The following is a 10,668-nucleotide window of genomic DNA, read 5'->3' on the forward strand; positions in this document are numbered from 1 at the left end:
TGCTGCCGAACGGCAGGCTGCGCTGCCCGCACCGCGATCGCAACGGTCGCGAGCGGCGGGTGGCTCGGAAGCGGCCTGCCGTTCTTCGTTTGACCCCGGCTTCGGCCATCTCCGGCCATCTCGGCCATCTCAACGCGACATCGTAAATTCGCTTGCGGCTCCGACCGGGGCGCTGGCAAGGTATCATCTCGCCCCTACGACGAGAGACCCGCCATATGGATTCCATAAAACGCTACTTTGGCCTCGACGCGGCCGGCACAAACCTGCGCACGGAAGTGCTGGCCGGCCTGACGACTTTTCTGACCATGGCTTACATCATCTTCGTCAACCCGGCAATTCTGGGCGACGCAGGGATGCCGAAAGACGCCGTGTTCGTTGCGACCTGTCTGGTCGCGGCGCTGGCCTCGCTGATCATGGGCCTTTATGCGAACTACCCGATAGCGCTCGCGCCCGGCATGGGGTTGAACGCGTACTTCGCGTACACCGTGGTCAAGGGCATGGGTTTCACGTGGCAAGCCGCGCTCGGCGCAGTGTTCATTTCCGGTTGCCTATTCCTCGTGGTCACGCTGTTTCGCGTGCGCGAAGTGATCGTCACCGGGATTCCGCACTCCATACGCATTGCGATTACCGGCGGCATCGGCCTCTTTCTCGCGATCATTTCGCTGAAGACGGCCGGCGTAGTGGTCGGCAATCCGGCCACGCTCGTCACGCTCGGCGATCTGCATAACCCGCATGTGGTGCTCGCGGTCATCGGCTTCTTTGCCATCGTCACGCTCGACTACCTACGCGTGCGCGGCGCAATTCTGATCGGCATTGTCGGCGTGACGGTGCTGAGCTTTTTCTTCGGCGGCAACCAGTTTCACGGCATCGTCTCGGCGCCGCCGTCAATTTCGCCGACACTGTTTCAACTCGACATTCGCGGCGCATTGTCTACCGGTGTGCTGAACGTGATTCTGGTGTTTTTCCTCGTCGAATTGTTCGATGCAACCGGCACGCTGATGGGCGTGGCCAATCGCGCGGGCTTGCTGGTGGAAGGCAAGATGCACCGCCTGAACCGCGCGCTGCTCGCTGACAGCACTGCCATTCTGGCCGGCTCGATGCTGGGCACATCGTCCACCACGGCTTACATCGAGAGCGCGTCGGGCGTCCAGGCAGGCGGGCGCACCGGCATCACCGCGATTACCGTGGCCGTGCTGTTCCTCGCGGCGCTGTTTTTCGCGCCGCTCGCGGGCGTGGTGCCCGGTTACGCGACGGCGCCGGCGCTGCTCTACGTGTCGTGCCTGATGCTGCGCGAAATGGTTGACCTGCCGTGGGACGACGCAACCGAAGTCGTACCGGCCGCGCTCACCGCATTGCTGATGCCGTTCACCTACTCCATCGCCAATGGCGTGGCGTTCGGTTTCATCTCGTATGCGGGGCTGAAGCTGCTCACGGGCCGCGCGCGTCAGGTGAAGCTGGTGGTGTGGATCATCGCCGCGATTTTTCTGTTCCGCTACTTCTATCTAGGCAGCGAGTAAGTTCACACCGGGCCCGGCGTGCCGCTCTCCTCAGGCACGCCAGTTCGCTTCATAAAAGCGCACATAGCCGCTTCGCAGCACGACGCACTGCGCGCTCGTTTCCGACAGGAGGCGCCGCGTGGCTGCTTCGATTCGCTCACGGTGCGTGTCGAATGCGCCCACCATGTCTTCGAGACGCGGTGAGGCGGCGCCAAAATGATCTTCCAGCGCTTCTGCGGTGATCATGCACTCGACCCTCTGCCCATCGACCAGCGCCGGAAACGCCAGGGTGAGTTCGCGACCTGAATATTCAGGACTTTCGTTCGGGAAAAGTATCTGCATGGGAGTCACCTGGAAGTTGGGCACTGCGCATGATTCGCATGGGTAATGCGCACGCCGGTTGCAGCTGGTCGCGCCTTCAGCTTCTTCCTCCTTGTCTGATGCTGGCGACGCGGGCTCGTCATCTGTCGCATGCGGACGCAGTTCGCGCCCCGCGAGGATGATTTGATTCACTTTAGACGAGTTCGCGCGCGGCGCAAGTTTTCCTTTTTGTTTGCCTGATCGCGGTGCGGCGCGCGCACAGATTGTGCACGGTGCGTCGTGCCGCCGCGGTATTTTCCCTGCCGCGCACAAGCGTTGACGTCCTGTACTATCGGTGTTGGGCCGCAAGCGTGCATGCTGCGCTGCGGCATCGAAAGGCGGGCAATGTACCCGCCTGTCCGATTACCGGAGACATGCCTTGACCCATCGCACTGCAACGCCGCCCACCGTGGGTCGGCCCGACGTCATCGCGCAAGCTCACGCGCGCTCGGTCGAACTCGGGCTGCGCGCATCGGAAACGCCGGATTTTCATCCGCTGAACCGGCTTGCACTGCGTGAACTGGTGGATCGCAATCAGTCGCTTTATACGCACGCATTGCCGGTCATGGAAACGCTGCACGCGCAGATCGTCGACACGCAAAGCATGGTGCTGCTGACCGACAGCCGCGGCGTGATCCTGCACAGTCTCGGGGACAGCGACTTCGTCGAGAAGGCGAACCGTGTCGCGCTCTGTCCGGGTGTGTCGTGGGCGGAGGCCGATCGCGGCACGAATGCTATCGGCACTGCGCTCGTCGACGCGCAGCCGACCGTCGTTCACGCAGATGAACACTTTCTGCACGCTAACCGTATTCTCACCTGTTCATGCGCGCCGATTGCCGATCCGTTCGGGCACACCATCGGCGCACTCGACGTCAGCGGCGACACACGCGGCTTTCACAAACACACGCTCGCGCTCGTGCGCATGTCCGCGCAGATGATCGAAAATCATCTGTTCTCCAATCAATTCGCCGATGCGGTTCGCGTGCACTTCCACGCGCGCGCCGAATTCATCGGTACGCTCTTCGAAGGACTTGCCGCGTTCGGCGCGGACGGTACGTTTCTCTCGGCAAACAGGAGCGCGCTGTTCCAGTTCGGCCAGCCGCTCGCCGCTTTGCAGAGACAACCGTTCCACGCACTGTTCGGCGTCCCATTCGCCCACGTGCTGCAGCAGATCGCGCGCGCGCCCGGTGAGAACACCGTGCTCACTTTGCCGAGCGGCGTGCGGGTCGTCGCGCGCGGCGAATATTCCGCGCAGCGTTATGTGACGCCGTCAATCGGCGAGACGGAAGGGTCGCGCGGCGTTGCGTCGAAAAGTGCGCGTGGTGTGCCGCATACCCCCGATCCGGCGCCGCTCGCTACGCTTGAAACGCTCGATACCGGCGACGCGAAAGTGGCCGCGATTCTGGCGCGCGTGGCCAAGGTTCGCGGTCGCGACATTCCCATTTTGATTCTCGGCAAAACGGGCACCGGCAAGGAGTGGCTCGCGCGCGCGATCCATCACGATTCGCCGCGGCGCGCGGCGCCGTTCGTCGCGTTGAATTGCGCATCGCTGCCCGATACGTTGATCGAAGCTGAGTTGTTCGGCTATGAGGACGGCGCGTTCACCGGCGCTAAAAAGCGGGGCAGCGTCGGCAAGATCGTGCAGGCCGACGGCGGGACGCTGTTTCTCGATGAAATCGGCGATATGCCGCTCGCCCAGCAAGTGCGGCTGATGCGCGTGCTGCAGGAACGCACGGTGCTGCCGCTCGGCGGTACTCGCGCGATTCCCGTGGACCTGCGGATCGTGTGCGCGACGCACCGCAATCTGCGCGCGATGATCGCAGAAGGCACCTTCCGCGAAGATCTGTACTACCGGATCAATGGACTCGTAGTGACCTTGCCCGCACTGCGCGAGCGCACGGATCTCGCCGCGCTGGTCGAGCGGATGCTCGAACTCCAGCCCGAGGCCGACGGCTTGCCGCGCCGCGTTTCCGCGGCGGTTCTCGAGCGCTTCATGCAATGCCGCTGGCCCGGCAATCTGCGGCAACTGGCCAATGTACTGCGCACCGCAAGCATCATGGCCGAGGGCACGGATCAGATCGAACTCGACGATTTACCGGAAGACTTTCTGCACGATTGCGACGACGCGGCGGCCGACGAGAACGCGCCGTCAACGCTTAAAGCCGTTGATGATGCGACGGGCGATGCAGGCAGCGCGCACACGCCTCAGCCTTCGCGAATGGACGACTGGCAAGCCGCGCTGATCGCGCAGACGCTGGCGCGCCTCGACGGCAACGTGTCGGCCGCGGCACGAGAACTGGGGCTCGCGCGCAATACGGTGTACCGGTATTTGCGGCGCGGTGGGGCGGCTCATTAGGTGTTGTTGGTGCGGGGTGGTAGCTTAGTGCTCTCGCTGCGACCGTGTCACCGCGTGCCGCCAGCCGCATGCTGCTAGCCGAGTGCTGCTCGTCGAGTGTTCGCCTCATAAGCTTCGCACTGCGGTCGGCAACCGCGTGGCGGCCGGTTCACGGCGCCGCCCGCCTATTGGCCCCGCGCATTCTCCATCCGCCGTGTAAAGTGTGACGCGTCCAGCAACACATTCACACGATGTCCGATCAAAACCGCCCGCCTCTCGTTCGCGTGGAGCCGCTCGGCTGCAGCTTCGAAGCACCCGATACACTGACGATTCTCGAAGCCGCCGGCTTTGCGAACCTGCGTCTGCCCCGCTCGTGCCGCAACGGTACTTGCCGAACATGTCTGTGCAAAATGACAGCTGGTCGCGTGCGCTATACGATCGAATGGCCGGGACTTAGTCGTGAGGAAAAACAGGAAGGCTACATCTTGCCGTGCGTTGCGATCGCCGAAACGGACGTAGTGATTGAAGTACCGGAAGCGACAGAAGTCCCGCCATCACGCTAAACAGCGCGGCGAAAGTTCCCCCATGCGGGTGCGTCCGGTGTGCGCGCGTTCACTCGATCGCAGCAAAGCGCGGCACCTTCGCGCCCTCATGCTCCACTTGCTCGAAGAACACCGACGCCGGGCGCGTCCAGATCGTGCCGTTGGCCGCCTTGTAGACGATCATCGTGATAGCCGGATCCGACTCCAGCGTCGCCTCGCATATCAGTTCGTAAATACCGCCTTTGTAATGCCGGTAACGTGTGGTCTGCACCATTCAATTGTCCTTGTGAGAAAGCGCCAGATTCAGCCGCCCTCTTTCATCTGCTTCAGAATTTTATAGACGGTCGCGCGCCCCATCGTCAGCACGGCGGCGACGTAATTCGCCGAACTGCGTCCGCGAAACGCGCCCTGCGCATGCAGCGCCTCGACGATTTCACGCTTATGCTCGCGCGTGAGCGCGTTGATGCCGATTTGCCGCTCGCGCAGCCACGTATGCAGGTAAGTGTTGATCCGGTCCTGCCAGTCGTCGCGAAAGAGGTCTTCGGCAGGTGCATCGGTCAGATTGCCACCGCGGATAAACAGATCGAGCGTGGAGCGCACGTCCTCGAACACGGCAAGATTGAAGTTGATGCACAGCAGGCCGGCGGGCTTGCCGTTGTCGTCGAACAGAATGTTGCTCACGCAACGCATGCGCCGGCCGTCCCAATTGAGCTTCTCGTACGGGCCGATGGTGCGGCCGCGCGCCGCATAGTGCACTTCGTCCAGCACCGAGGGGCCGCCTACTTCCAGCTTCGACAGATTGTTCACGAGGTAGGCGATGGTCTGATCCCGCAAGTCGTGAATCACAACCTCCGCGCACGGGTAGAAAAGCGCAGCGATGCCGTCGGCGATGGGAGCGTAACGCTCGAGCAGCAGGTCTTTCACAGGAGACACGGTTGTCTGGCGCATTGAAAATGGCAGCGTTCGAGGGCGCTGTGTTGGAGGCGAATGATCGAAAATCGGGCAGTTCCAGCGTTGTGCGGCCCGCCCGGCAACTCGCCATTGTAGCCACCCCCGCATGGCCGGCGGAGCGCGGCGAATTTTGTCCTCGTGGCAAGCGCTATTTTTTCGTGCGATAACAGGCGATCTACTTCACGGAGCAGCAGATGGCAACGCTCGAAGCATTTCGCGCCGTGCTCGACGACAAGAGAACGCCGGAAATCATTCGCAACCACATCATCGATTCGCTGCAATACGCGCTGCGCAATCACGGACAGATTTTTACGTCGAAGGAAGTCGAATGGCTCGCCGCGTGGGACGACGCGCGCATTCCGCTCGCGGCATCCCGCGAATTACAGAAGCGCATTGCCGAAACGTCCGGCTAACTGGCTTTTCCGGTCTTTCCTAGGCTTTCCCGGTCTTTTCCGCTCTTTCGGGCTTTCTGGCGTCCCGCCGGAAGCCCTTCGGGCGGGCGGTCTGTTCGTGCGGGGAACTTTTTGCTATCCAATTAGCCCTATTTAGTGCATCATATTGGAATAGTCGTATTCCGCATTTGCAGCACTGGCAGTCTCAACCCGGCATTTTTCGCGGCATCTCCGCAACACCCCCGACTGTTCGGCCGCCGCCCGCCGGCGATCCCGTCACTCCGGCAATGCGCCGCCTGCATTAGCCGTCGCGAGTTGTGCAGCTGTGTTGTTCAACGGGTTTCCGCTTCCCACCCGCTGTCCGCGCGACATCAGCGTGTTTTTTCTCCATCGAATCCGCGACTTTGCGCGGCGCGCTCAAGCCCTTCCCGTTGGGCCTGTGCCAACCTTTTTCCATGGCGGCGCGCCTCAAGGTGCTGCGCTGCCCGGCCAATCGTGCCGCGCGTAACACGCGTGACACACCGGCCACGTAATACAGGATACTTATATGCTTATGAACTCAGCAGTCAAGACGTACAAGGGTTATGAGATTCACCCGCTCGTCTATCCGCGCCGTCCTACAGACGGTCAGACGAGCCGCAATCCGGACGCAGGCTACGACGCGTCGGTGCGCATCTGCCGTGTCGGCGCCAATGCGGCGGCCGAAGGCCGGGTGTTCCGCCTGCAGTATCTGTTTCCGTTCGACGGCACGGGCAAGGCGCGCATTGCGTGCATGGCTCACGCCGAACAACTGATCGACGGCCGCGTGGACGGCCAGTCGGTCGCCGATCTTTGAGCGGCACGAGCCGCGGCAACACGCGCGGCACTAGTATCGGCGCATAAATCGGCGCATAAGCCGGTGCCGCAAGCGGCGGGCTCGAACCCGCTGGCAACCGTATCAGATGCAGCGCCGCCGCAAGGCGTCGCGCACCCCTTATCCCATCGACCAGGAGTTATGCATGGCGAAAGAAGAACTGCTTGAACTTGACGGTATCGTCGACGAAGTACTTCCGGACAGTCGTTACCGCGTGACGCTCGACAACGGCGTCGTAGTTGGCGCTTACGCGTCCGGACGCATGCGCAAGAACCATATTCGTATTCTCGCGGGCGACCGCGTGACGCTGGAACTGTCGGTCTACGACCTGACCAAAGGACGGATCAACTTCCGTCACAAAGACGAGCGCGCAGGCGGTGGCGGCGCTGCCCGTAGCAACTCGCAATTCCGTCGCCGTTAAGGCGAACGGCACGCGGCCCCGTTCGGGCTAGCTGGCGTGCCCTGCAGCAACGTTGTTCGCGAAGCCTTTCGCGCGCCTTCTCCGGTTCGGCTCCAGTCGAATCTGAGCGGCGCGCAGCGGCGGCGCTTTATCTCAGCAGTTCGTCGCGACGATCGTTGCGATGTCAATCGCGCTTGATGCGCTCCTGCCGTTTGGCTGAACCCCATGCTCGCTTCTTTTCGCGCCGCTTCGGTGCATGGCTCTTGCACGCCCATTTGTGGTGCATGACTCAGTCATCAAGCTTGCGTTGAATCCCCGAGACGCCGCGCGTACAAAGGCTTCGCGGGTAATGGCATAGACGTTGCTTGAATGATGGTCAGTCGTCGATTGCCACTACTCCATGCTGCGTGTTCTCCTCGTCACCGATACCGACAAGCCGATAGGCGACCTGCGTGACGCGCTCGCACGCCTCGGCTACGAGATGCTCGCCAGCACCGCGACGCCGCACGCGTTGCATAGCGTAGTTCAGAGCGAACGGCCGGACGTCATCATCATCGATACGGACTCGCCTTCGCGCGATACGCTCGAACAGCTCGCGGTGATGAACGCGACCGCGCCGCGCCCGGTCCTGATGTTCAGTCACGACGCCAACCAGCAGTTGATCCGCGACGCCGTCGGCGCGGGCGTGACCGCCTATCTCGTCGAAGGGCTGGCAACCGAACGGCTTGCGCCGATTCTCGAAGTCGCGCTTGCGCGGTTCGCGCAGGAATCGCAGTTGCGCGAACGCCTCGCGCAAGTCGAAAACGAACTTGCGGAGCGCAAGCTGATCGACCGCGCCAAACGCCTGCTGATGGATCAGCAGAAAATCACCGAGCACGCCGCCTACGCCACGCTGCGCAAACGCGCGATGAATCAGGGCGTCAAGCTCGCCGAGGTCGCGCGCGCGGTCGTCGCGTCGGCTGAATCGCTCAAGTGAAGCACGTCCATGAACACTCCCAGTCACCTTGCATCGTCAGCCTTAGCGCCGTTGGAGAAGACCCACTTGCGGCTCGGCTTCGTGGCGCTCGCCGATGCCGCGCCGCTCGTCGCCGCGAAGCTGCTTGAATTCGGTCACGCGCACGGCCTCACGCTCGAACTGTCGCGCCAGCCTTCGTGGGCAGCCGTGCGTGACAAGCTGCTATCCGGCGATCTCGACGCGGCGCACACGCTTTACGGCCTCGTCTACGGAGTGCAACTCGGGCTGGGCGGTCCGCAAACCGACATGGCCGTGTTGATGGTACTCAACCGCAACGGCCAGGCGGTCACACTGTCAAGCCGTCTCGCGGATGCACTCGCCGAACATGGCAACTTGCCCAAGGCGCTCGCTACACTCGGACGCAAGCCGGTATTCGCGCAGACGTTCCCGACCGGTACGCACGCGATGTGGCTGTATTACTGGCTCGCTGCGCAAGATGTGCACCCGTTGCGCGACATCGAAAGCGTGGTGATTCCGCCGCCGCAAATGGTCGCGGCGCTCGCGGAAGACAAGCTCGACGGCCTGTGTGTCGGCGAGCCGTGGAACGCGATGGCCGAAGCGGAAGGCGTCGGCAGAACGGTCGCGTATACGAGCGAAGTGTGGCCCGATCACCCCGAGAAAGTGCTCGCGTGCCGGCGCGATTTTGTGAGCGCGTATCCGAATACGGCGCGCGCGCTCGTACAGACGATGCTCGAAGCGTGCCGCTGGCTCGACGGCCCCGGTCATCGCTCTGAAATCGCGCGCTGGCTTGCCCGGCCGGACTATATCGGCATCGACGAGGCCCTGATCGCGGCGCGCTTTGGCGACAAAATTCCTGCCTCCGTGCCGCGCGGTTTGCCAATGCGCTTCTTCGACAACGGCGAGGTGAACTACCCGCACGCATTCGAAGGCGCGTGGTTCCTGACGCAGTTCGAGCGCTGGGGCATGATCGACGCACGCAGCGATTACACGCAGATCGCGGAGAGCATCAACCAGACGCAGCTTTATCGCGAAGCCGCCGCGCAGGTAAAGGTGGCGGTGCCCGCGCAAGAGAACGCGCGAACGTTCATGGACGGCAAGGTGTGGGACAGCGCGACGCCGTCGGCTGATTTTGCGCGTGCATTCGAAGTTCGACGATAAGCTTGCATACCGGGCGCGAACTCCGATCCGGAGCAAGGTAAAGGCGATAGAAGCGGATATTCAGGTCGGTGTCATCAAAACAATCCGCGAGGCGCACCAGCGGTCTATCGGCCCGCTCCCTGCGCACCTCGCTCTCCGCCCCGAACGCCGCGCTCAGAAATCAAACTTGTCGATATTGCTCGCATCGAACGTTGTCGGCGGTCCGAGAATGATCTCGCCTTGCGGACCGATGGTGCGCTTGCCGAGCTTGCCCGCATCGAACGATTCGCCCTCCTTACCGTTAATTGTTCCCGACGCAAGCGCTGCTGCCGCGTAGCCGGCGAGATAGCCCAATTCGTTCGGGTCCCACAACTGGAATGCCTTGACCGTGCCGTTTTTCACGAACGCGCGCATCTGGTTCGGCGTGCCGAGGCCCGTTACCGCGACCTTGCCCTTGCTGGACGACGACGAGATGTAACGCGCCGCCGCCGCAATGCCGACCGTAGTGGGCGCGACAATCGCCTTCAGGTTCGGATACGCCTGCAGCAAACCCTGCGTTTCGACAAACGACTTCTGATCGTCGTCATTGCCGTAAGCGATTTTCACCAGTTTGATCTTCGAGTACTCGGGCTTTTTCAACTCCTCCTGCATCCACTTGATCCACGTGTTCTGATTGGTCGCGTTCGGCGTCGCGGATAGCACCGCGAATTCGCCCTCGCCGCCCATTAGTTTCGACACGAGTTGAATCTGACCACGGCCGATGCCTTCCGCGTTCGCCTGATTCACGAACAGTTGACGACCCTCGGGTGCCGTGTCCGAATCGAAGGTGACGACCTTGATGCCTTGCGACATCGCCTTCTTCAGATAGGGCACGACCGCGTTGGCGTCGTTGGCGGCAATCACGATTGCATCCTGACGCTGGGTGATCAGCGTGTTGATGTACTGCACCTGCGACGACGCCCCGGCATCCGACGGCCCCACCACCTTGCCCACGCCTCCGAATTCCTTGATTGCGGCGAGGCCGCCGTCGTCGGCAATCACTTCGTATGGGTTGTTGATCTGCTTCGGCACGAATGCGATCTTCAGGCCGTTTTTCAGGCCCGCGGCGGACGCCGCGCAACTGATCGCGAGCAACGCAACGCAGAGCGCCGCCGCGCCGGTGTGACGTAGTGGTTTGAACATGAAGTGTCTCCTGCCGTGTAGTTGGACGTTGTACTGTCCGGGTT

Annotated in this window: 12 protein-coding genes; 8 read left to right on the forward strand and 4 right to left on the reverse strand. The window is 62.3% G+C overall.

Annotated features, from left to right (window positions below):
• Positions 1 to 215 precede the first annotated feature (215 nt).
• On the forward strand, positions 216 to 1,517 hold the full coding sequence (locus ACTJLB_RS19030) for an NCS2 family permease (protein WP_020066232.1): 1,302 nt from the start codon (positions 216 to 218) through the stop codon (positions 1,515 to 1,517).
• A gap of 30 nt (positions 1,518 to 1,547) precedes the next feature.
• On the opposite strand, the gene ACTJLB_RS19035 is transcribed toward ACTJLB_RS19030, so the two are convergent.
• Positions 1,548 to 1,838 carry a DUF1488 domain-containing protein gene (locus ACTJLB_RS19035; RefSeq protein ID WP_025597272.1) on the reverse strand — a complete coding sequence of 97 codons (291 nt, stop codon included), beginning with the start codon at positions 1,836 to 1,838 and terminating at the stop codon, positions 1,548 to 1,550.
• A gap of 397 nt (positions 1,839 to 2,235) precedes the next feature.
• Here ACTJLB_RS19035 and ACTJLB_RS19040 point away from each other — a divergent pair, with 397 nt between their 5' ends.
• Both ACTJLB_RS19040 and ACTJLB_RS19045 read left to right on the forward strand, forming a co-directional pair.
• On the forward strand, positions 2,236 to 4,212 hold the full coding sequence (locus ACTJLB_RS19040; protein WP_440784179.1) for a sigma-54-dependent Fis family transcriptional regulator: 1,977 nt from the start codon (positions 2,236 to 2,238) through the stop codon (positions 4,210 to 4,212).
• A 230-nt stretch (positions 4,213 to 4,442) separates the two neighbouring features.
• Positions 4,443 to 4,754, forward strand: coding sequence for a 2Fe-2S iron-sulfur cluster-binding protein (locus ACTJLB_RS19045; protein ID WP_088173879.1), 312 nt, complete (start codon positions 4,443 to 4,445; stop codon positions 4,752 to 4,754).
• A gap of 49 nt (positions 4,755 to 4,803) precedes the next feature.
• Here ACTJLB_RS19045 and ACTJLB_RS19050 read toward each other — a convergent pair whose 3' ends face one another.
• Complete coding sequence (locus tag ACTJLB_RS19050) at positions 4,804 to 5,007, reverse strand: DUF1653 domain-containing protein (RefSeq protein WP_440784181.1); 204 nt, start codon at positions 5,005 to 5,007, stop codon at positions 4,804 to 4,806.
• 29 nt (positions 5,008 to 5,036) lie between these two features.
• Positions 5,037 to 5,681 (reverse strand): helix-turn-helix transcriptional regulator, encoded by a 645-nt coding sequence (locus ACTJLB_RS19055; protein WP_440784182.1) that lies wholly within the window; start codon positions 5,679 to 5,681, stop codon positions 5,037 to 5,039.
• Between the two features lie 197 nt (positions 5,682 to 5,878).
• On the opposite strand from ACTJLB_RS19055, the gene ACTJLB_RS19060 reads away from it, so the two are divergent.
• From ACTJLB_RS19060 to ACTJLB_RS19080, 5 genes are all read left to right on the forward strand, one after another.
• Positions 5,879 to 6,097 (forward strand): hypothetical protein, encoded by a 219-nt coding sequence (locus ACTJLB_RS19060; protein ID WP_020066239.1) that lies wholly within the window; start codon positions 5,879 to 5,881, stop codon positions 6,095 to 6,097.
• Between the two features lie 532 nt (positions 6,098 to 6,629).
• Entirely contained in the window at positions 6,630 to 6,911 is a 282-nt protein-coding gene (locus tag ACTJLB_RS19065; RefSeq protein WP_027775843.1) for a hypothetical protein, read from the forward strand.
• Between the two features lie 163 nt (positions 6,912 to 7,074).
• On the forward strand, positions 7,075 to 7,350 hold the full coding sequence (gene infA, locus ACTJLB_RS19070; RefSeq protein ID WP_013343004.1) for a translation initiation factor IF-1: 276 nt from the start codon (positions 7,075 to 7,077) through the stop codon (positions 7,348 to 7,350).
• A 379-nt stretch (positions 7,351 to 7,729) separates the two neighbouring features.
• Positions 7,730 to 8,305: an ANTAR domain-containing response regulator gene (locus tag ACTJLB_RS19075; RefSeq protein ID WP_020066242.1), complete on the forward strand. Its 576-nt coding sequence runs from the start codon at positions 7,730 to 7,732 to the stop codon at positions 8,303 to 8,305.
• A 9-nt stretch (positions 8,306 to 8,314) separates the two neighbouring features.
• Positions 8,315 to 9,463 (forward strand): CmpA/NrtA family ABC transporter substrate-binding protein, encoded by a 1,149-nt coding sequence (locus ACTJLB_RS19080; RefSeq protein ID WP_440784183.1) that lies wholly within the window; start codon positions 8,315 to 8,317, stop codon positions 9,461 to 9,463.
• A 153-nt stretch (positions 9,464 to 9,616) separates the two neighbouring features.
• Here the strand turns inward: ACTJLB_RS19080 and rhaS are convergent, their stop codons facing one another.
• Complete coding sequence (rhaS, locus tag ACTJLB_RS19085; protein WP_440784184.1) at positions 9,617 to 10,624, reverse strand: rhamnose ABC transporter substrate-binding protein; 1,008 nt, start codon at positions 10,622 to 10,624, stop codon at positions 9,617 to 9,619.
• Between the last annotated feature and the right edge of the window lie 44 nt (positions 10,625 to 10,668).

It is taken from the genome of Paraburkholderia sp. 22098 (assembly GCF_052045935.1).
GTDB classification, from domain to species: Bacteria; Pseudomonadota; Gammaproteobacteria; order Burkholderiales; family Burkholderiaceae; genus Paraburkholderia; species Paraburkholderia caledonica.